This window comes from Rhodovulum iodosum (assembly GCF_041020385.1).
Taxonomy (GTDB): domain Bacteria; phylum Pseudomonadota; class Alphaproteobacteria; order Rhodobacterales; family Rhodobacteraceae; genus Rhodovulum; species Rhodovulum iodosum.
Genome location: NZ_JBEHHI010000001.1, coordinates 423,672 through 442,039, shown reverse-complemented (window position 1 = coordinate 442,039; position 18,368 = coordinate 423,672). Strand labels below are relative to the sequence as shown.

20 protein-coding genes and 2 tRNA genes are annotated in these 18,368 nt (G+C 67.2%); 10 read left to right on the top strand and 12 right to left on the bottom strand.

The annotated features are described in order from the left end of the window. The first annotated feature begins 21 nt into the window (after positions 1–21). Positions 22–426, top strand: coding sequence for a hypothetical protein (locus Ga0609869_RS02165; RefSeq protein ID WP_245972118.1), 405 nt, complete (start codon positions 22–24; stop codon positions 424–426). A 24-nt stretch (positions 427–450) separates the two neighbouring features. Here the strand turns inward: Ga0609869_RS02165 and Ga0609869_RS02160 are convergent. After that, positions 451–534 (bottom strand) — tRNA-Tyr (locus tag Ga0609869_RS02160). Between the two features lie 111 nt (positions 535–645). Between Ga0609869_RS02160 and rlmB the strand changes: the two genes are divergently transcribed. The 3 genes from rlmB to Ga0609869_RS02145 all read left to right on the top strand — a co-directional run bounded on the left by rlmB (position 646) and on the right by Ga0609869_RS02145 (position 2,352). Next, positions 646–1,431 (top strand): 23S rRNA (guanosine(2251)-2'-O)-methyltransferase RlmB, encoded by a 786-nt coding sequence (gene rlmB / locus Ga0609869_RS02155; RefSeq protein WP_125403571.1) that lies wholly within the window; start codon positions 646–648, stop codon positions 1,429–1,431. Positions 1,432–1,434: 3 nt separating this feature from the next. Further along, on the top strand, positions 1,435–1,704 hold the full coding sequence (locus Ga0609869_RS02150) for a hypothetical protein (RefSeq protein WP_125403570.1): 270 nt from the start codon (positions 1,435–1,437) through the stop codon (positions 1,702–1,704). A gap of 171 nt (positions 1,705–1,875) precedes the next feature. Further along, positions 1,876–2,352: a CoA-binding protein gene (locus Ga0609869_RS02145; protein WP_125403569.1), complete on the top strand. Its 477-nt coding sequence runs from the start codon at positions 1,876–1,878 to the stop codon at positions 2,350–2,352. A 65-nt stretch (positions 2,353–2,417) separates the two neighbouring features. Here the strand turns inward: Ga0609869_RS02145 and Ga0609869_RS02140 are convergent, their stop codons facing one another. Both Ga0609869_RS02140 and hisF read right to left on the bottom strand, forming a co-directional pair. Continuing rightward, entirely contained in the window at positions 2,418–2,729 is a 312-nt protein-coding gene (locus tag Ga0609869_RS02140) for a phosphoribosyl-ATP diphosphatase (RefSeq protein ID WP_125403568.1), read from the bottom strand. Next, a complete protein-coding gene (hisF, locus tag Ga0609869_RS02135) occupies positions 2,726–3,487 on the bottom strand; it encodes an imidazole glycerol phosphate synthase subunit HisF (RefSeq protein ID WP_125403567.1) in 762 nt (253 codons plus the stop codon). Before hisF ends, Ga0609869_RS02140 begins: the two co-directional genes overlap by 4 nt. Before the next feature lie 95 nt (positions 3,488–3,582). Here hisF and Ga0609869_RS02130 point away from each other — a divergent pair, with 95 nt between their 5' ends. Continuing rightward, entirely contained in the window at positions 3,583–4,029 is a 447-nt protein-coding gene (locus Ga0609869_RS02130; protein ID WP_125403566.1) for a DUF302 domain-containing protein, read from the top strand. Positions 4,030–4,036: 7 nt separating this feature from the next. On the opposite strand, the gene Ga0609869_RS02125 is transcribed toward Ga0609869_RS02130, so the two are convergent. The 4 genes from Ga0609869_RS02125 to hisB all read right to left on the bottom strand — a co-directional run bounded on the left by Ga0609869_RS02125 (position 4,037) and on the right by hisB (position 6,372). Then, positions 4,037–4,300, bottom strand: coding sequence for a hypothetical protein (locus Ga0609869_RS02125; RefSeq protein WP_125403565.1), 264 nt, complete (start codon positions 4,298–4,300; stop codon positions 4,037–4,039). Between the two features lie 9 nt (positions 4,301–4,309). Then, entirely contained in the window at positions 4,310–5,029 is a 720-nt protein-coding gene (gene hisA, locus Ga0609869_RS02120) for a 1-(5-phosphoribosyl)-5-[(5-phosphoribosylamino)methylideneamino]imidazole-4-carboxamide isomerase (RefSeq protein ID WP_125403564.1), read from the bottom strand. A gap of 112 nt (positions 5,030–5,141) precedes the next feature. Continuing rightward, complete coding sequence (gene hisH, locus Ga0609869_RS02115; RefSeq protein WP_125403563.1) at positions 5,142–5,780, bottom strand: imidazole glycerol phosphate synthase subunit HisH; 639 nt, start codon at positions 5,778–5,780, stop codon at positions 5,142–5,144. A 4-nt stretch (positions 5,781–5,784) separates the two neighbouring features. Further along, positions 5,785–6,372 carry an imidazoleglycerol-phosphate dehydratase HisB gene (hisB, locus tag Ga0609869_RS02110; RefSeq protein WP_125403562.1) on the bottom strand — a complete coding sequence of 196 codons (588 nt, stop codon included), beginning with the start codon at positions 6,370–6,372 and terminating at the stop codon, positions 5,785–5,787. A 201-nt stretch (positions 6,373–6,573) separates the two neighbouring features. On the opposite strand from hisB, the gene Ga0609869_RS02105 reads away from it, so the two are divergent. Then, entirely contained in the window at positions 6,574–6,963 is a 390-nt protein-coding gene (locus tag Ga0609869_RS02105; protein ID WP_170168757.1) for a DUF805 domain-containing protein, read from the top strand. A gap of 54 nt (positions 6,964–7,017) precedes the next feature. After that, entirely contained in the window at positions 7,018–7,257 is a 240-nt protein-coding gene (locus Ga0609869_RS02100) for an Lrp/AsnC ligand binding domain-containing protein (RefSeq protein WP_125403560.1), read from the top strand. Between the two features lie 248 nt (positions 7,258–7,505). Here Ga0609869_RS02100 and Ga0609869_RS02095 read toward each other — a convergent pair whose 3' ends face one another. The 5 genes from Ga0609869_RS02095 to Ga0609869_RS02075 form a co-directional block, all read right to left on the bottom strand. Continuing rightward, complete coding sequence (locus Ga0609869_RS02095) at positions 7,506–7,916, bottom strand: acyl-CoA thioesterase (protein WP_125403559.1); 411 nt, start codon at positions 7,914–7,916, stop codon at positions 7,506–7,508. A 32-nt stretch (positions 7,917–7,948) separates the two neighbouring features. Continuing rightward, on the bottom strand, positions 7,949–8,278 hold the full coding sequence (locus Ga0609869_RS02090; RefSeq protein WP_170168756.1) for a DUF2934 domain-containing protein: 330 nt from the start codon (positions 8,276–8,278) through the stop codon (positions 7,949–7,951). Positions 8,279–8,450: 172 nt separating this feature from the next. Then, a tRNA-Gly gene (locus tag Ga0609869_RS02085) sits at positions 8,451–8,525 on the bottom strand. A gap of 278 nt (positions 8,526–8,803) precedes the next feature. Further along, complete coding sequence (locus tag Ga0609869_RS02080; protein WP_125403557.1) at positions 8,804–12,247, bottom strand: pyruvate carboxylase; 3,444 nt, start codon at positions 12,245–12,247, stop codon at positions 8,804–8,806. A gap of 85 nt (positions 12,248–12,332) precedes the next feature. Further along, positions 12,333–12,986 (bottom strand): class I SAM-dependent methyltransferase, encoded by a 654-nt coding sequence (locus Ga0609869_RS02075; RefSeq protein ID WP_125403556.1) that lies wholly within the window; start codon positions 12,984–12,986, stop codon positions 12,333–12,335. 266 nt (positions 12,987–13,252) lie between these two features. Here Ga0609869_RS02075 and Ga0609869_RS02070 point away from each other — a divergent pair, with 266 nt between their 5' ends. From Ga0609869_RS02070 to mraZ, 3 genes are all read left to right on the top strand, one after another. Continuing rightward, the gene (locus tag Ga0609869_RS02070; protein WP_125403555.1) at positions 13,253–15,604 is read left to right on the top strand and encodes an ATP-dependent helicase; all 2,352 of its coding nucleotides are present in this window, start codon (positions 13,253–13,255) and stop codon (positions 15,602–15,604) included. 566 nt (positions 15,605–16,170) lie between these two features. Next, positions 16,171–17,253: an Mrp/NBP35 family ATP-binding protein gene (locus Ga0609869_RS02065; RefSeq protein ID WP_125403554.1), complete on the top strand. Its 1,083-nt coding sequence runs from the start codon at positions 16,171–16,173 to the stop codon at positions 17,251–17,253. 609 nt (positions 17,254–17,862) lie between these two features. After that, on the top strand, positions 17,863–18,366 hold the full coding sequence (gene mraZ / locus Ga0609869_RS02060) for a division/cell wall cluster transcriptional repressor MraZ (protein WP_125403553.1): 504 nt from the start codon (positions 17,863–17,865) through the stop codon (positions 18,364–18,366). The last annotated feature ends 2 nt before the right edge of the window (positions 18,367–18,368 follow it).

Sequence of the window (18,368 nt, the reverse complement as noted above, 5' to 3'; positions counted from 1 at the left end):
GCTGGAACGGGAGGTGCTGCGATGATGCGGGCATTGGCGATGGCGCTTTTTCTGGTCCTGCCCACGGTGGCCGGGGCGCAGCATTTCACCGACCCGGAGATGGTGCGCAAGATCCTAGGGATGACGCGCGCCAACTGGGTGGCGGTGCGCGAGTTCGACGGGCGCGACCTGGTGTATTTCACCCACCTGATGGCCTATCGCTGCGGGCTGACCGAGTTGCGCTACGGCATCAATTCCGACGCCGCCGACACGGTGTTCGAGATGGAGCCCTGCTATACCGACGAGGCCACGCCCAATGCGATCAAGGGCTTGCCCTATATCTCGCTGCCGCTCGGCAGTGTCGAGCGTGTGGTGGTCGAGATCACCTATGCCGACGGCCTGGCCGAGCGGGCCGTGTTCGGCCGGGCCGGGCCGATCGAGCCGTGATGACAGATCGAACTGTAGGGGGAATGGTGGGCGACCCTGGAATCGAACCAGGCATGGGTCTCCCCGGCGGATTTACAGTCCGCTGCCGCACCTTGCAGCACGTCGCCCAAGTGGGCGGTTGAATACGCTTGGGGGCCGGACCCGTCAACAGGAAAATCCCTTGCGTCCGGGCGGGTGGCGTCGCATGGGTGGCGCCCGTCGCAAAGGGATGGAAAGACGATGAAAAAACCGGCCTGGGTGATCGAGAAAGAGCGTGCGAAACGGGCCGCCGCGGCCGAGACGGTGTGGCTGTTCGGGCTGCACGCGGTGCGCGATGCGCTGGCGAACCCGGCGCGCGAAAAGCTGCGGCTGGTGGTGACGAAAAACGCGGCCGACAAGCTGGGCGCGGCCATCGCCGATGCCGGGGTCGCGCCCGAGGTTTGCGACCCGCGCAAGTTCGCCGCCCCGCTGGAGCCCGGCGCCGTGCACCAGGGCGCCGCGCTGGAGGTGCGGCCGCTGGACTGGGGCCGGCTGGAGGATGTCTGCGCCCCCGGCGGCGGCCCGGCGCGCGTGGTGCTGCTGGACCGCGTGACCGACCCGCACAACGTGGGCGCCATCCTGCGCTCGGCCGAGGTGTTCGGCGCGCGCGCGGTGATCGCGCCCCACCGTCACGCGGCCCCCGAGACCGGGGCGCTGGCCAAGACCGCGTCGGGCGCGCTGGAGCGTCAGCCCTATCTGCGCGTGCCGAACCTGGCGCGGGCGATGGCGGCGCTGCGGCAGATGGGCTATCTGCTGCTCGGCCTCGACGGCGCGGCGGAGACATCCCTTGACGCCGGCGTGGCCGGGGCCGCAGCCGGTCCTGTCGGCCTGGTGCTGGGCGCCGAGGGGCCGGGCCTGCGGCAGCTGACGCGGGAAAGCTGCGACCTCTTGGTGAAAATCCCGGCCGCGGGCGGTTTCGGGTCGCTCAACGTCTCCAACGCCGCCGCCGTCGCCCTATATGCTGCGGCAAGGCAACAAGACGGGTAGGCCATGCCGCACGGTGTCAAGATCGCGACCTGCTGCTATTGCGGCACCCGCGCGGCGCTCAGCCTGCGCGGGAGGGACCGGCATGAACTGTCCTGCACCGCCTGCGGCGCGCCGCTGCACGAGATGAAGCGGTTGCGCGCGGATCGGCCCGACCCGCGCCCCGAGAGGCCGCCGGCAAAGCGGCCCAAGCCGCGCAAGAGAAAGCGCCGCAAGCCCCGATGGACGCGGCTGATCGAAGAGGCTGCGGACGCGATCGAGGATATCTTCGACTGACCGGGCGCCGATCACGGCTGGGTGACAGGGCTTTAAATGCCGCATCCGGAATCCCATTTTATGTGTGTGGGTAGGGAGAACGGAACTTCCCTGCCCGACTTCACTGTCCCTCGTTCCGTGACTGGCGCCCGGTATTGAAATCCGGGCGCTTTTTTGCGTAATTGCACGGCGATGGCAGAGTATTCCGAAGACTTCCTGAAAGAGACGCTGACCCGCGCGCGGATAATCGCCATGGTGGGGCTGTCGCCCGACCCGGTGCGCCCCAGCCAATTCGTGGCGCGCTATTTGCAGCTGCGTGGCAAGCGCATCGTGCCGGTCAATCCCCGCCATGCCGGCAAGCGCATATTGGGTCAGCCGGTCTATCCCGATCTGGCCTCGATACCGGGCGATGCGGCGGTGGACATGGTGGATATCTTTCGCCGCTCCGAAGAGGTGCCGTCCATTGTCGAGGCGGCGCTGGACCACCTTCCGGCGCTGCAAACCGTGTGGATGCAGATCGGCGTGGAGAATGCCGAGGCCGCGGCGCGGGCCGAGGCGGCGGGCAAGCGGGTGATCCAGAACCGCTGTCCGAAGATCGAGCATCAGCGCCTGTTCGGCGAACTGCGCATGGGCGGCTTTGCGACGGGAATCATTTCGTCGCGGCTGTGAAGCCCTGCGAAAAACGTTTAAGGGAAATTCATCAGGATTCCCGATCGGAAATCCTGCGACAGGGGCTAGTTGCGCGCGGCCTTCTCGGCGATGCCGCTGGTGCCTTCGCGGCGCTCAAGCTCGGCCAGCACGTCGGTCAGCGCCACGTCGCGCGCCGCCAGCATCACCAGCAGGTGATACAGCACGTCCGCGGCCTCGGCGGTCAGCCGCGCGCGGTCGCCCCTGACGGCCTCGATGATCGCCTCCACCGCCTCTTCGCCGAACTTCTCGGCCGCTTTCTCGGGGCCCTTGGCCAGCAGTTTCGCGGTCCATGAGGTTTCGGGGTCGGCGCCCTTGCGGGCCTCGATGGTGGCGGCGAGGCGGTCGAGCGCGGTCATGCCGGACGCACCGGGATGCCTGCGGCGGCCATGTGGGCCTTGGCCTCGCCGATGGTATAGGTGCCGAAATGAAAGATCGAGGCGGCCAGAACCGCGCTGGCGCCGCCATGCGTCACGCCCGCGACCAGGTGGTCGAGATCGCCCACGCCGCCGGACGCGATCACCGGCACGTCCACCGCCTCTGCGATGGTCCGTGTCAGGTCCAGGTCAAAGCCCGATTTCGTGCCGTCCCGGTCCATGCTGGTCAGCAGGATTTCGCCCGCGCCCTTGTCCACCACGGTCTTGGCGAACTCCACCGCGTCCATCCCGGTGGGCCGCCGGCCGCCATGGGTGAAGATTTCCCACTTGCCCGGGGCGACCTGCTTGGCGTCGATTGCGACCACGATGCACTGGCTGCCGAATTGCTGCGCCGCCTCGCGCACCACGTCGGGGTTGGCCACCGCCGCCGAGTTGAAGCTGACCTTGTCGGCGCCGGCCAGCAGCAGCGCGCGCACATCCTCGACCGTGCGCACGCCGCCACCGACGGTGAGCGGCATGAAGCATTGTTCGGCGGTGCGCCGCACGAGGTCGTACATGGTGCCGCGGTTCTCGTGCGTGGCGTGGATGTCGAGAAAGCACAGCTCGTCGGCGCCGGCGGCGTCGTAGGCCTTGGCCGCCTCGACCGGGTCGCCGGCGTCGATCAGGTTCACGAAATTGATGCCCTTGACGACACGGCCGTCGGCCACGTCGAGGCAGGGGATGATGCGGGTCTTGAGCATGGGGCGGCGCGGTCCTTGTCCGATCACGGAGTGTTTTATGGGCAAAAGCCCGGCAAGGCCAGACACTGACAGCACGAATAACGGGAGGAACCGAGATGAAACGCAGTCTGGCCGCGCTGGCCCTTTTCCTGGCGAGCGTCACACCCGCGGTTGCCGAGATCGTCAAGGTGCCCGCCAAAGCGGGCGTGGCCGAAACGGCCGACGCGCTGGAGGCGGCGGTGACGGGCGCGGGCCTGACGGTTTTCGCCCGGATCGACCACGGGCGCGGTGCCGAAAGCGTGGGGCTGTCGCTGGGCGACTCGCAGCTTCTGGTTTTCGGCTCGCCCAAGGCGGGCACGCCGGCGATGCAGGCCGAACCGCTGGCCGGGCTGGTTCTGCCGCTCAGGGTCCTGGTCTACGAGGATGGCGCAGGCGCCGTCTGGCTGGCCTACGAGGCGCCGGCGGACATGCTGGGCGCGCTCGGCATCCCGGCCGAGGCGCCCTACGTCAAGGGCATGACCGGCGCGCTGGACAAGCTGACCGGGGCGGCTGCCGGGGGCTGAGCCCTGCTCAGCCCCGCTCGCGCAACCGGCGCACCAGCAGCACCGCGATCCCGCCCAGGGCCAGCCACGCCAGCGCCATCGGCGCAAAAAGCGCCACGGCCCCGCCGCCCGCGTCGAGAAGCGGCGCCACGTCGAGCCCGCCCAGCCGGCAGGGCATTCCGGGGGCACGGTCGGCAGGGCAATCGGAGACATGGGCGACCATGACCGACATCAGCACGTAAAGCGACAAGAGCGTCAGCGGCGCGACATAGATCAGGATCGCGGTGCGCATCGCCCCCTCTTAGCCTTCGAGTGCCGTCAACGCCTCGGCGAGGTCCAGCGCGCCGTCGTAAAGCGCCCGGCCCGAGATCGCCCCGGCGATCGCCCCGGTGTCGCGCAGCGCGATCAGATCGGCGAGCGAGGCCACGCCGCCCGAGGCGATGACCGGGATCGAAACCGCGCGGCCGAGCGCCGCGGTGGCCTCGACATTGGGCCCGCCCATGGCGCCGTCGCGGTCGATATCGGTGTAGATGACCGCGGCCACCCCGGCATCTTCGAAGCTTTTCGCCAGGTCGGTGACCATGACGTCGGTCTCTTCGGCCCAGCCCTTGGTCGCCACCCGCCCCTTGCGGGCGTCGATGCCCACGGCCACCTGCCCGGGGAAGGCGCGGGCGGCCTCGCGCACGAGATCGGGGTTTTCCACCGCGACCGTGCCCAGGATGACCCGCGCGAGACCCTTGCCGAGCCACATCTCGATCGTGGCCATGTCGCGGATGCCGCCGCCGAGCTGGGCGGGCACGTCGATGGCGGCGAGGATCGCCTCGACGGCGGCCGCGTTGACCGGCTGGCCGGCGAAGGCGCCGTTGAGATCGACGAGGTGCAGCCACTCGCAGCCGGCGGCCTGAAAGGCGCCGGCCTGCGCGGCGGGATCGTCACCGAAGACGGTGGCACGGTCCATCTCGCCGCGCAGCAGGCGCACGCATTGGCCGTTTTTCAGGTCGATGGCGGGGTAGAGGATCATGCGTTTCGCCTTTGTCAGGGGTGCTGGCGGGCGGAGAGGGCGCGCCGGCGAGGGGCCAGCCCCTCGCGCTCCCCGGGATATTTGCGGCCAGAAGAAGCAGGGGGCAGGGGGCTCACGGGCGCCAGCCGAGGAAATTGGCGATCAGGCGCAGGCCGGTGGCCTGGCTTTTCTCGGGGTGGAACTGGGTGCCGACCATGCTGTCGCGCCCGACTATGGCGGTGACCGGACCGCCATAGTCGCAATGCGCCAGAAGATGCGCCGGGTCGGCCACGCGGAACTGGTAGGAATGGACGAAATAGGCGTGATCGCCGGTTTTTATGTCCGCGAGCACCGGGTGGGGCGTGTCGACCACGAGATCGTTCCAGCCCATATGGGGCACTTTCAGCCCGGTTCCGGCGGGGTCGATGCGCTCGACCGTGCCGCCGATCCAGTCGAAACCGGGGGTTTCGGTGTATTCCAGCCCGCGCGAGGCCATCATCTGCATGCCGATGCAGATGCCGAGGAAAGGGCGCGCGCGCGTCACGACCACCTCCTCGATTGCCTCGAAGAGGCCGCGATGGTCGAAAAGCGCCTGTCGGCAGGCGGGAAAGGCGCCGTCGCCGGGCAGCACGACGCGGTCGGCCCGGCGCACGGTGTCGGGGTCGGCGGTGACGGTGACCGCGCCGCCGCCGGTTTCCCGGGCCACCCGCTCGAACGCCTTCTGGGCCGAATGCAGGTTACCGGATTCGTAGTCGACGATGGCGGTCAGCATGGGCTCACAGCGCTCCCTTGGTCGACGGGATCGCGTCGGCCTTGCGCGTGTCGCCTTCGACCGCTTCGCGCAGGGCGCGCGCGACGGCCTTGAAGGCGGCCTCGGCGATGTGGTGGCTGTTGAGCCCGTGCAGCGCGTCGACATGCAGCGTGATGCCGCCGTGGGTGCTGAGCGCCTGGAAGAACTCGCGCACCAGCTCGGTGTCGAACGTGCCGATCGTCGCGGTGGGGAAATCCACGTTCCAGACCAGATAGGGCCGGCCCGAGAGGTCGAGCGCGGCGCGCACCAGCGCGTCGTCCATCGGCAGCAGGCACGCGCCGTAGCGGCGGATGCCGCGCTTGTCGCCCAGGGCGCGCGTCAGCGCCTGGCCCAGCGCGATGCCCACGTCCTCGACGCTGTGGTGGTCGTCGATATGGGTGTCGCCCGTGCAGCGCACCGTCATGTCGATCAGCGAATGGCGGGCGAGCTGGTCGAGCATATGGTCGAAAAAGCCCACGCCGGTGGCCATGTCATAGGCCCCGGTGCCGTCGAGATCGATCTCGACCGAGATGTCGGTTTCCGCCGTCTTCCGGGTGATCTGGGCCTTGCGCATGGGGACGCCTCCGCTTGTGCATCGCGCTGCCTTATAGGCGGGCTTTGGGGCATATCCAAGTCCGCCGCGGCACCGGGGCCGGGCGGCGCGACATTTGCGTGCAGGTGCGTGCGAGGCCCGTGGTCTTCGGCGATCCGAGAGGGTAAGGTCCGGCGGGAAAACCGGGCGTGTGCCGCCCGCTGCCGTGTTGTCGAGGTCCTCATGCTCCGCGCTATCAGTCACGCCGCTGCACATTCGCTCAATTTCGCCGGCCGCGCCGGGCGGGCGGAGTTCTGGTGGTGGACGGTCTTCGCCGCGCTTCTGATCCTGCTGGCCCTGCTGGTCGATGTGCGGATCAGTGCCCCGATGATGGGCTACGAGCGCTTTACCCGCGATGTGCCGACGCCGGCGATGATCGTCATGCTTTTCCTGCTGCTGACGCCGACCCTCGCCGTTTCGGTGCGGCGGCTGCACGATATCGGCCAGCCCGGCTGGTGGGTGCTGATCAACGCGATTCCGCTGATCGGTCAGATCGGGCTGGCGTTCCTGTTTGCGCTGCCCGGCGCCCAGGGCAAGAACCGCTACGGGATGCCGGTGCGCATTGCGCCTTGATGCAAGGGCCGGGCTCGGCCTAACGTCGCGCCATTGGATGCAAAGGAGGCCGCGATGACCGCGTGCGTGTTCGTGCAACTGCGCTGCCGCCCCGGCAAGACCTACGAGGTGGCCGAACAAATCGTCCTGCGCGAGCTCCATTCGGAGCTCTACTCGACCAGCGGCGAATACGACCTGCTGCTCAAGCTCTACATCCCCAGGGACGAGGATGTCGGCAAGTACATCAATGACCGGCTTCTGGACATTCCAGATATCGACAGATCGCTGACCACGCTGACGTTCAACGCGTTCTGAAGGCGGCAGGGTCTCCTCCGTTCATCGGCCGGGACCGAAGCACCGCTTTGCCGAACCAACCGGCGCGTCGCCTCGCGCCGCCCTCTTCGCGCTTGCCCTGCCCCTGCTTCTTCTTGGCTGAAATACCCCGGAGGCCGCCATTGGCAGGCCATTGGTTCGAGAGACAATGGCGAAGGGTGGATGGCGTCGCGCAGCAGGGCCAAACCAATGCGCGCAACGGGGCAAAACCCGCCACCCGCGCTTGACGATCAGCGCGTGGGCTCGGTTCCCAGCGCGTCCTGGGGCACCGGGCGCGCCTTGCCGGTCTCGTCGATGGCGACGAAGGTGAAAATGCCGCGGGTGACCTGCTCGCTCCATTCCTGGCAGCGGGGCCGGTGCCAGGCACGGACCTCGATCTTCATCGAACTGCGCCCGACCTCGACCAGCTTGGCGTAAAGCGTCACCTCGTCGCCCACCTGCACCGGCTTGAGAAACTGCATCCCGTCGACCGCGATGGTCGCCGCCCGCCCGCGCGAGACACGGGCCGCGACGTTGCCGGCGGCCAGGTCCATCTGTGACATCAGCCAGCCGCCGAAAATGTCGCCGGACGGGTTGGTATCTGCGGGCATGGCGATCGTGCGGATCACCGGATCGCCGTTTCCGGGAGAGAGCTCGGGCATCGGGGCGGCCTTTGGTTCGGGCTCTGCGTCGCTTACGCGTCGGCAGGCGGTGTCTTGGTCCGGCGGCGGCGTGGCGCGGCGGTCTGTTCCGCGGCCTTGGGCTTGGCCGCGGCCTTGCGGCGGGGCGTCTTGGGCGCGCTGTCGGCCTTGGCCGGGGTTTTCGGCTTGGTGGCCGCTTTGGCCTTGGCGGCGGCTTTGGGTTTTGCCGATTGGCGTGCATTGCCGGGGGTCGTGCCGGCCGAGAGCTGCGCCCTGGCGCGGGCCCAATGGTCGTCGGCCTTTCCCTCGGGGCGGCCCTCTTCCAGCCAGAGATAGTAGGCCGCGGTGCGGATTTGGTCTTCGGTCGGGGTCGCTTGCGTCATGGCAGGGTCCGGTCTCGGTCGTGCTGGCATCGGGGCATAGGCGATTGGCGCCGATAGCGCTAGCGCGTCGGATCGGGGCTGTCCATGCCCAAGCCCGGCGACGGCCTTGCCATGCCGTCGCATGCGCCCTGCGCATCGCAGCCGCGCCAGCCATGCTATTTGAGAGAGAAATTGGAGCGGGCGATGAGATTCGAACTCACGACCCTTACCTTGGCAAGGTAATGCTCTACCCCTGAGCTACGCCCGCATCCATTGGGTGACGCGTGATTTATAAATTCGGGGCGCGGGCTGCAAGGGGAAAATGCCGTCACGGCGCAGATTTTCCCCGTGCGCGCGGCGGCAGGTGGCGGATTGCGGATTTGGGCCGAGAGGAGATGGGCGAGGGATTCCGGCCAGCCGCGGCCGATCAAGGCGATCGCGGGCAAAGCGCCGGCGGCCGGGGGGTGCGACGCTTGTCGCAGCCGCGCCTGGCGATCGGTACAGGATGCGCCGGCACCGCCGGGCTCCGGGCGGTGCCCCGCTGGCCTATTCGAACTCGACCAGCAGGTCCTTGGCGTCGATCTGGGCGCCGGGGGTGACGTGGACGGCCTTGATCGTGCCATCGCGCTCGGCATGCAGGCCGGTTTCCATCTTCATGGCCTCGATGGTCAGCAGCAGATCGCCCTCGGTGACCGCCTGGCCGGCCGAGACCGCGACCGAGGCCACCGCGCCGGGCATCGGTGCGCCGACATGGGCAGGGTTGCCCAGCTCGGCCTTGGGTCTCTTGGCGACCGTCGCCTTGGCCTTGCGGTCGGGCACGCGGATCACGCGCGGCTGGCCGTTGAGCTCGAAGAAGACCTTGGCCTCGCCGTCCTCGTTGGTCTCGCCCACGGCCTGAAGCCGGATTTCCAGCGTCTTGCCCGGGTCGATCTCGGCGGTGATCTCTTCGCCCGCCTCCATGCCGTAAAAGAATGTCTTGGTGGGCAGCGTGCGCACCGGCCCGTACTGTTCGTGCCGCGCGGTGTAATCGGTGAAGACCTTGGGATACATCAGGTAGCCGTTCAGGTCCTCGTTATCGAAGCTCACATCCTCGAACTTGGCCTCGAGCTCGGCGCGGACCTTGTCGAAATCGACCGGGTCGAGATGCTTGCCCGGACGCTCGGTGTTGGGCTTTTCGTCCTTGAGCACCTTTTTGACGATTCCCTCGGGAAAGCCGCCCGGCGGCTGGCCCAGATTGCCGCGCATCATGTCGATCACGGAATCGGGGAAGGCGACATCCTTCTCGGGGTCTTCCACGTCGGCCCGCGTCAGGCCCTGGCTGACCATCATCAGCGCCATGTCGCCCACCACTTTGGACGAGGGCGTGACCTTGACGATGTCGCCGAACATCTGGTTGACGTCGGCATAGGTCTTGGCGACCTCCGGCCAGCGTTCTTCCAGGCCGAGGCTGCGGGCCTGGGCCTTGAGGTTGGTGAACTGGCCCCCCGGCATCTCGTGCAGGTAGACCTCGGAGGCCGGCACCTGCATGCCGGATTCGAAGGCGGTGTATTGGCTCCGCACCTGGCCCCAGTAATCCGAGATTTCGCGCACCGCCTCGATGTCGATGCCGGTCTCGCGCGGCGTGTTGCGCAGCGCCTCGACGATCGAGCCCAGGCAGGGCTGCGACGTGCCGCCCGAGAACGCGTCCATCGCGGCGTCGACCGCATCGACGCCCGCCTCGGCCGCCGCCAGGATCGTGGCGCCCGAGAACCCGCTCGTGTCGTGGGTGTGGAAATGCAGCGGCAGGCCGACCTCTTCCTTGAGCGCCTTGACGAGGAGCGTGGCCGAGGCGGGCTTCAAGAGCCCCGCCATGTCCTTGAGCCCCAGCACATGGGCGCCGGCGTCGCGCAGCGCCTTGCCCATATCGACATAGTACGCGAGATCGTACTTCGCGCGCGACGGGTCCAGGATGTCGCCGGTATAGCAGATCGCCCCCTCGCAGATCTTGCCCGTGTCGATCACCGCATCCATCGCCACGCGCATGTTCTCGACCCAGTTGAGGCTGTCGAAGATGCGGAACACGTCGACGCCGGTATCGGCCGCCTGCCGGACAAAGCCGCGCACGACATTGTCGGGGTAGTTGGTGTAGCCCACCCCGTTGCTGCCGCGCAAAAGCATTTGGGTCATGACGTTGGGCATCGCCGCGCGCAGGTCGCGCAGCCGCTGCCACGGGCATTCCTGCAAGAACCGGTAGGCCACGTCGAAGGTCGCGCCGCCCCAGCATTCGATGGAAAAGAGCTGGGGCAGGTTATGGGCATAGGCCGGCGCCACCCGGATCATGTCGATCGAGCGCATCCGCGTGGCCAGCAGCGACTGGTGCCCGTCGCGCATCGTCGTGTCGGTCAGCAAGAGCTGCGGCTGGTCGGCCATCCAGTCGGCCACCGCCTGCGCTCCGAACTCGTCGAGGATCTGCCGCGTGCCGGGCATGAAGCTTTCGCGCCGGTTCTCCGGCGGGCGGGGTGTCTTGGTCTGGGCCGGGGGCAGGCTGCGGCCCTCGGTCTCCGGGTGCCCGTTGACGGTCACATCGGCGATGTAGGTCAGGATGCGGGTGGCCCGGTCGCGCCGCTTGGTGAACTGGAACAGCTCGGGCGTTTCGTCGATGAACTTGGTCGAGTATTCGTTGTTCAGGAAGGTCGGGTGCTTGAGCAGGTTCTCGACGAAGGCGATGTTGGTGCTGACGCCGCGAATGCGGAACTCGCGCAACGCCCGGTCCATCCGCGCGATCGCCGCCTCCGGGGTGGGGGCCCATGCGGTGACCTTTTCCAGCAGCGAGTCATAGTAGCGGGTGATGACAGCGCCCGAATAGGCGGTGCCGCCATCCAGCCGGATGCCCATGCCGGTGGCGCCGCGATAGGCGGTGATGCGCCCGTAATCGGGGATGAAGTTGTTCAGCGGGTCCTCGGTGGTGATCCGGCATTGCAGCGCGTGGCCGTCGAGGTCCACGTCGTACTGGCTGGCCACGCCGGTGGCCTCGACCAGGCTCTTGCCCTCGGAGATCAGGATCTGCGCGCGCACGATATCGATGCCGGTCACCTCTTCGGTGACGGTGTGCTCCACCTGGATGCGCGGGTTCACCTCGATGAAGTAGAAATTGCCCGTCTCCATATCCATCAGGAACTCGACGGTGCCCGCGGCTTGATAGCCCACATGCTCGGCGATCTTCTTGCCGAGGTTGCACAGCATCTCGCGCTGGGCATGGCTGAGATAGGGCGCGGGCGCGCGCTCGACGACCTTCTGGTTGCGCCGCTGGACCGAACAGTCGCGTTCCCACAAATGATAGATGTTGCCCTGGCTGTCGCCGAGGATCTGCACCTCGACATGGCGGGCGCGGGTGATCATCTTCTCCAGGTAGCCCTCGCCATTGCCGAAGGCGGCCTCGGCCTCGCGCCGGCCTTCACGGACCTTGTCCTCCAGCTCGTCGGGACACATGATCGGGCGCATCCCGCGCCCGCCGCCGCCCCACGAGGCCTTGAGCATCAGCGGATAGCCGATCTCGTCGGCCTCCTTGCGGATGGCGGCCATGTCGTCGCCCAGCACCTCGGTCGCCGGGATCACCGGCACGCCCGCCTCCATGGCGACCTTGCGCGCGCTGGCCTTGTCGCCGAGCTTGCGCATGGTCTCTGCCTTGGGGCCGATGAAGGCCAGCCCTGCGGCCTCGCACGCCTCGACGAATTCGGGGTTTTCCGACAAGAGGCCATAGCCTGGATGAACCGCGTCGGCGCCCGACATGCGGGCGACGCGGATGATCTCTTCGATCGAGAGATAGGCCTGCACCGGGCCCAGACCCTCGCCGATCTTGTAGGCCTCGTCGGCCTTGAACCGGTGCAGGCCCAGCTTGTCCTCTTCGGCGTAGACGGCAACGGTGCGCTTGCCCAGCTCGTTGGCGGCGCGCATGACGCGGATGGCGATCTCGCCGCGGTTGGCGATGAGGATCTTCTGGAACTCGGCCATTGGCAAAGGGTCCTTTGGATGGTGCCGCGGTTGCCCGCGGCCGGTGTCTTTTCGCGCGCAGGCACCCACGGCACCCGGCGCGGTGTCAGGTTTGGGGGCCGTCGGGCTTGCGTGCGATGCCCCAGGCCAGCGGCTCGATCTCACGGACATGGCGATAGCCCAGATGCGGCAGTATCCTGTCCCAGACCAGGCGCACCGTGTGGGCGGCGCATTCGTCCTCGGAAAAGGCTTCGGCGCGCTTGGGATCCTTGCGGTAGTAGGGCGAGCCGTTGATCGACCAGTTCATGTCGTCGAGCACCAGAAGGCCGCCGGGCCTGAGCAGCATGTCCACCAGAAGCACGCCGAAGCCGGTGCCGTCCCAGTGGTGGCCGCCGTCGAAATAGCATAGATCGAAGCGGGGCGACGGATCGGCCGAGATTAGCCTTTGCAATTCCCAGGTGTATGACCGCTTGGCGAAGACCGGCGTCACCCGGTGCCCGAGCCCGGCGCCTGCAAGAACCTGGGTGATGTCCGGGCGGTGGTTGCGGGCGCTGTCGCGGTCGATCGTCACCAGATGGCCGGCGCCGCGATCCTCCAGAATGGCGCCGATGTAGGCGCTGCTCTTGCCTTTGAAAAAGCCGATCTCAAGGATGTCTTCCGCGTCTTCGTCTGCGATCAGGTCGCGCAGCACGCGGGCCTGCGCGACTTTCATGTAGGGCAATTCGCGCAGATCTCGGCTGACCGTGTCGAAATAAGTCATGCTCAGTGTCGTTCCTCTGCCGATCTCTGCCTTCGGGATGCGCGTCCGGTGGTAGGGGCACCTGCCGTGCGCGGGCGACGCTACCCGTCGCGGCGCAGCCCCGCAAGAGCGGCCGGAACGTTCGATCACGGTTTCATGTCATGTGCCTGGCGGGCGGGCAGGCGGCGGCGCGGCGCCTGCTTCTTGCCCAGATCGGCGCTGAATCGTGCAGAACATTCTGCGAACAATTCTTTAACTCGGCGTCGGCCCGCGCTAGACTGGCCGCCATGAGCAGTATCGAAGAAGACGACGCCTTCGAGGCGGCCGCGCAGGGCTCGCTGTCGGCCCGTGCCATGGTCGCGCGGCCGGCGCCCTATCTGGACGAACTGAACCCGGCCCAGCGGCAAGCGGTCGAGGCGCTGGACGGCCCGGTGCTGATGCTGGCAGGCGCCGGCACCGGCAAGACCAAGGCGCTGACCGCGCGCATCGCGCACCTGCTATGGACCGGCACCGCGCGGCCCAACGAGATACTGGCGGTCACCTTCACCAACAAGGCCGCCCGCGAGATGAAGAACCGCGTCGGCCGGCTGATGGGCGAGGCGGTCGAGGGGATGCCCTGGCTCGGCACCTTCCACGCGATCTGCGTCAAGCTCTTGCGCCGCCATGCAGAACTGGCGGGGCTGAAAAGCAATTTCACCATCCTCGATACCGACGACCAGATCCGGCTGATGAAACAGTTGATCGTCGCCGCGAATATCGACGAGAAACGCTGGCCCGCCCGGCAGCTGGCCGGGATCATCGACCACTGGAAGAACCGCGCCTGGACGCCCGAGGCCGTGCCGGCGGGCGAGGCCTCGGCCTTCAACAGCCGCGGGGTCGAGCTTTACGCGGAATACCAGGCGCGGCTGAAAACGCTCAACGCCGTCGATTTCGGCGACCTGCTGCTGCATATGCTGACGATCTTCCAGGCCCATGACGACGTCCTGGCCCAGTATCGCCGCTGGTTCCGCTACATCCTGGTGGATGAATACCAGGACACCAACGTCGCTCAGTACCTGTGGCTGCGCCTTCTGGCCGGGGGCCATCGCAACATCTGCTGCGTGGGCGACGACGACCAGTCGATCTATGGTTGGCGCGGCGCCGAGGTGGGCAACATCCTGCGGTTCGAAAAGGATTTCCCGGGCGCGCAGGTGATCCGGCTGGAACAGAACTACCGCTCCACCCCGCATATCCTGGCCGCCGCCTCGGGCGTGATCGCGGCCAACAAGGGGCGGCTGGGCAAGACGTTGTGGACCGAGGCCGAAGAGGGCGAGAAACTGCGCCTGATCGGCCACTGGGACGGCGAGGAAGAGGCCCGCTGGATCGGCGAAGAGGCCGAGGCGATGCAGCGCGGCACCCGCGGCCTAAACCCCTATTCGCTGGACGACATGGCCATTCTGGTGCGCGCCAGCCACCAGATGCGGCCCTTCGAGGACAGGTTCCTGACCATCGGGCTGCCTTACCGGGTGATCGGCGGCCCGCGGTTTTACGAACGCATGGAAATCCGCGACGCGATGGCCTATTTCCGCCTCGCTGTCAGCCCCGACGACGATCTAGCCTTCGAGCGGATCGTGAACACGCCCAAGCGCGGCCTCGGCGACAAGGCGCAGCAGAAGATCCAGACCATGGCGCGCAGCAACGGCGTGCCGCTGGTCGACGGGGCGCGGCTGCTGATCGAGTCCGGCGGCCTGACCGGCAAGGGCGCGCGGGAGCTGGGCAAACTGATCGCGGGTATCGGGCGCTGGCATGGTGCCGTGCTGGACGCGCGCGAAAGCCATATCGAGCTGGCCGAGCGCATCCTCGACGAGTCCGGCTATACCGAGCATTGGCAAAACGACAAGACGCCCGAGGCGCCGGGGCGGCTGGAAAACCTCAAGGAGCTGGTCAAGGCGCTTGAAGAGTTCGAAAACCTGCAAGGCTTTCTCGAACATGTCGCGCTGATCATGGACAACGAGACCGAGGAAGGCGGCGCCAAGATCTCGATCATGACGCTGCACGCGGCCAAGGGGCTGGAATTTCCCGTGGTCTTCCTGCCCGGCTGGGAGGACGGTCTTTTCCCCAGCCAGCGCTCGATGGACGAGACCGGGCTGAAGGGCCTCGAAGAGGAACGGCGGCTGGCCTATGTGGGCGTCACGCGGGCCGAGGAGGTCTGCACGGTGTCTTTCGCCGCCAACCGGCGGGTCTACGGGCAATGGCAGTCGGCGCTGCCCTCGCGCTTTATCGACGAGCTGCCCGAGGATCATGTCGATGTGCTGACGCCCCCCGGCCTTTATGGCGGCGGCTACGGCGCGGCGGCGCCCATGGGCTCGGGGCTGGAGGATCGCGCGTCACGGGCGGATGTCTACAACTCGCCGGGATGGAAGCGGCTGCAGGCGCGCAGCGCCGAGCGCCCCGTCAGCCAGCCGCGCGAAAGCCGCAGCATGGTGATCGACGCCGAGGCGGTGTCGGCCTTTGCACTGGGCGACAGGGTCTTTCATCAGAAGTTCGGCTACGGCCAGGTGACCGCCATCGAGGGCGACAAGCTGGACGTGGAGTTCGACAAGGCCGGGCCGAAAAAGGTCGTGGCCCGCTTCGTCACCTCGGCGGACGTCCCCTTCTAAGACCGAACTGAAACGAAAAACGGCGGCGCCAGGGAGGATGACGCCGCCGTCTGTCATGCAGCAGGTCAGGGAGGAGGAAAACCCGCTGCAACACCGTTGGGCACGCATGGCGCCCGGAAGAAAAGTGCGGCGGCATCAGGGAGGATTGATGCCGCCGCCAGGTAAGGAAACCCAGGGAGGAGGAGGGGCTTCCTATCCTTTTTACGCGCTGCGCCCTGGATTGGACTTGCACGCGCGATGCGTATTCTCTGACCGTCTTGCTTTCGTTCACCGCGCGGCATGACGGGGATTTGATCGTCGAGGTTCCTCAACTGCCCCTATGCTGCGGCCTTGAAGCGGCCCGTTCGACGCTGCCTTTGCCGCGCCTCGTTGCAAACGAAGATAAGCGAATGCTGCGTATGCACAATGCTCTCTCGGCGAATTGCCGCTATGCAGCAAGAGCATAAGTATCTCTGACATATTTTTGAGCAGCATGACGGGGCTTGCACGGTCGATGGGCGCCGTCTGAATGCCCTTGCCCTTCGGGCGACGCTGCACAAGTAAGAGCAGAGAAAAGGAGGCCCCACATGACCCTATCCCGCGATGCCATCCTCGCCGAGCTCGACCGAATCACGCTCTCTGACGGCGGCACGCTCGTCTCGCGCGACATGGTGCGGGCGCTCAGCGTCGACGGCGGCGCCGTGCGGTTCGTGATCGAGGCCGACAGCCCGGAGGCCGCCGCGCGCATGGGCCCGGTGCGCGAGGCGGCCGAGGCCACGGTGGCGGCGCTGCCGGGGGTCGAGGCGGTGTCGGCGGTGCTGACCGCACACGGGCCGGCGGCGAAACCGGCGGAAAAGGCGCCGCCCTCGCTCAAGGTCGGCGGCCATCCCAGCCCGGGCCAGACCGACGTCACGCCGCCCGATGTCAAACGCCTGCTCGCCATCGCCTCGGGCAAGGGGGGCGTGGGCAAATCGACCGTGTCCACCAACCTCGCCGTCGCACTGGCGCGGCAGGGGCGCAAGGTGGGGCTGCTCGATGCCGATATCTATGGCCCGTCGGTGCCGCGGATGATGGGGCTGACCGGCCAGCGCCCTTCATCGCCCGACGGCAAGACCATCGAGCCGCTGCAGGCCTATGGCGTGACGGTGATGTCCATCGGGCTGATGCTGCCCGAGAACAAGGCGGCGATCTGGCGGGGCCCGATGCTGATGGGCGCGTTGCAGCAGTTGCTGGGACAGGTGAATTGGGGCGCGCTCGACGTTCTGATCGTGGACCTGCCGCCGGGTACCGGCGACGTGCAGCTCACGCTGTGCCAGCGCGCGGCATTGAGCGGCGCGCTTGTCGTCTCCACCCCGCAGGACGTGGCACTGCTGGATGCGCGCAAGGCGATCGACATGTTCGCCAAGCTCGACACGCCGGTGCTGGGGCTGATCGAGAACATGTCCACCTATGTCTGCCCCAATTGCGGGCACGAGGCGCATATCTTCGGCCATGGCGGGGTGCGCGCCGAGGCCGCGGCGATGGGCGTGCCGTTCCTGGGCGAGCTGCCGCTGGCGCTGCCGGTGCGCGAAGGGGGCGATGCCGGCATACCGGTCGCCGCGGGCGAGGGGCCGCTGGCCGAGGCCTATGCACGTCTTGCCGAGGGTCTGGTGCGCGGCGGCCTGGCCTGAGCCACGGGAATTCATGGCCCAAGGCCGGTCGTCGGCTGGGCCATGACGCCGATATCCAACGAATCGCACGTTGATTCTGCGTCCTGAGGGGTGATGGGCGCCGGATTCGGCCTTGCCGTCACCCGTTTTCCGGGCCGGGTCAGGAGCTTTTGGAAAAAATCTGGGAATTCGTGGCCCGACCCAGAATCCCAAGGTGGATCACCATATTTTGTTAACTTTGAGAAGCTGCACGCTACAGGTAGCGCAATGTTGGCCGAAATGGCCTCTAAATCTTGTCTTTCCAGCCCATTCAAAACAGCATCTTGTGGTCTGGGCATGCAGATAAAAGTTGATTTCCATGAAATCCCATGGCATCCCTTATTTACGCGATGAGGGACGGGCTCAAGGGGCAACGAAAAGACCCCCAACGAGAACAAAAGCAGGTTTCATACAGGCCTCCGCTTTCATCGAACAAAGAGATCCGGCGCGCGGGCGAGCAGACATCCCCCCAGGTGGCGCGCGCAGCCGGACAGCCCAGAGATGGGACGAGGGCGGCGGATCGGGCAGTGGCAGCAGCCCGATCCGCCGTTTTCCTATGAACGGGGGGCGATATAGAGGAGCGTCAGGGCAGTGGCGCGCAGGTTCCGCGGCGAAGGCCGGCACAAGGTGGACGCGAAGGGCAGGGTCTCGATCCCGGCTCATTTCCGCCGTGTGCTCGAAGCCTCCGACCCGGACTGGACCGACGGTCTGCGCCCGCAACTGGTGATCGTCTACGGCGACCACCGCCGGAAATTCCTGGAATGCTACACCATCGAGGCGATCGACGAGGTCGACGCCAAGATCGCCAGGATGCCCCGCGGCTCGATCGAGCGGCGGATGCTGGAACGGCTGTTCCACGGCCAGTCCTTTCCCACCGAGGTGGACAATGACGGCCGGCTCGTGCTGCCGCAAAAGCTGCGCGACAAGGTCGGGCTCGATTCCGAGGCGTTCTTCATCGCCTCGGGCGACACGTTCCAGGTCTGGAACCCCGACACCTACGAGACCGAGGAAGTGGCCAAGACCGAGGCCTGGCTCGAAGCTCAGCCCGACGATTTCGACCCGCTCTCGCTGCTCGACGCCGGCGGAGGGGACTGAGG

Bases quoted from the DNA above. Each gene is read 5' to 3' on its own strand.
- Ga0609869_RS02165 (WP_245972118.1), top strand. From the start codon at position 22: ATGATGCGGGCATTGGCGATGGCGCTTTTTCTGGTCCTGCCCACGGTG.
- rlmB (WP_125403571.1), top strand. From the start codon at position 646: ATGAAAAAACCGGCCTGGGTGATCGAGAAAGAGCGTGCGAAACGGGCC.
- Ga0609869_RS02150 (WP_125403570.1), top strand. From the start codon at position 1,435: ATGCCGCACGGTGTCAAGATCGCGACCTGCTGCTATTGCGGCACCCGC.
- Ga0609869_RS02145 (WP_125403569.1), top strand. From the start codon at position 1,876: ATGGCAGAGTATTCCGAAGACTTCCTGAAAGAGACGCTGACCCGCGCG.
- Ga0609869_RS02140 (WP_125403568.1), bottom strand. From the start codon at position 2,729: ATGACCGCGCTCGACCGCCTCGCCGCCACCATCGAGGCCCGCAAGGGC.
- hisF (WP_125403567.1), bottom strand. From the start codon at position 3,487: ATGCTCAAGACCCGCATCATCCCCTGCCTCGACGTGGCCGACGGCCGT.
- Ga0609869_RS02130 (WP_125403566.1), top strand. From the start codon at position 3,583: ATGAAACGCAGTCTGGCCGCGCTGGCCCTTTTCCTGGCGAGCGTCACA.
- Ga0609869_RS02125 (WP_125403565.1), bottom strand. From the start codon at position 4,300: ATGCGCACCGCGATCCTGATCTATGTCGCGCCGCTGACGCTCTTGTCG.
- hisA (WP_125403564.1), bottom strand. From the start codon at position 5,029: ATGATCCTCTACCCCGCCATCGACCTGAAAAACGGCCAATGCGTGCGC.
- hisH (WP_125403563.1), bottom strand. From the start codon at position 5,780: ATGCTGACCGCCATCGTCGACTACGAATCCGGTAACCTGCATTCGGCC.
- hisB (WP_125403562.1), bottom strand. From the start codon at position 6,372: ATGCGCAAGGCCCAGATCACCCGGAAGACGGCGGAAACCGACATCTCG.
- Ga0609869_RS02105 (WP_170168757.1), top strand. From the start codon at position 6,574: ATGCTCCGCGCTATCAGTCACGCCGCTGCACATTCGCTCAATTTCGCC.
- Ga0609869_RS02100 (WP_125403560.1), top strand. From the start codon at position 7,018: ATGACCGCGTGCGTGTTCGTGCAACTGCGCTGCCGCCCCGGCAAGACC.
- Ga0609869_RS02095 (WP_125403559.1), bottom strand. From the start codon at position 7,916: ATGCCCGAGCTCTCTCCCGGAAACGGCGATCCGGTGATCCGCACGATC.
- Ga0609869_RS02090 (WP_170168756.1), bottom strand. From the start codon at position 8,278: ATGACGCAAGCGACCCCGACCGAAGACCAAATCCGCACCGCGGCCTAC.
- Ga0609869_RS02080 (WP_125403557.1), bottom strand. From the start codon at position 12,247: ATGGCCGAGTTCCAGAAGATCCTCATCGCCAACCGCGGCGAGATCGCC.
- Ga0609869_RS02075 (WP_125403556.1), bottom strand. From the start codon at position 12,986: ATGACTTATTTCGACACGGTCAGCCGAGATCTGCGCGAATTGCCCTAC.
- Ga0609869_RS02070 (WP_125403555.1), top strand. From the start codon at position 13,253: ATGAGCAGTATCGAAGAAGACGACGCCTTCGAGGCGGCCGCGCAGGGC.
- Ga0609869_RS02065 (WP_125403554.1), top strand. From the start codon at position 16,171: ATGACCCTATCCCGCGATGCCATCCTCGCCGAGCTCGACCGAATCACG.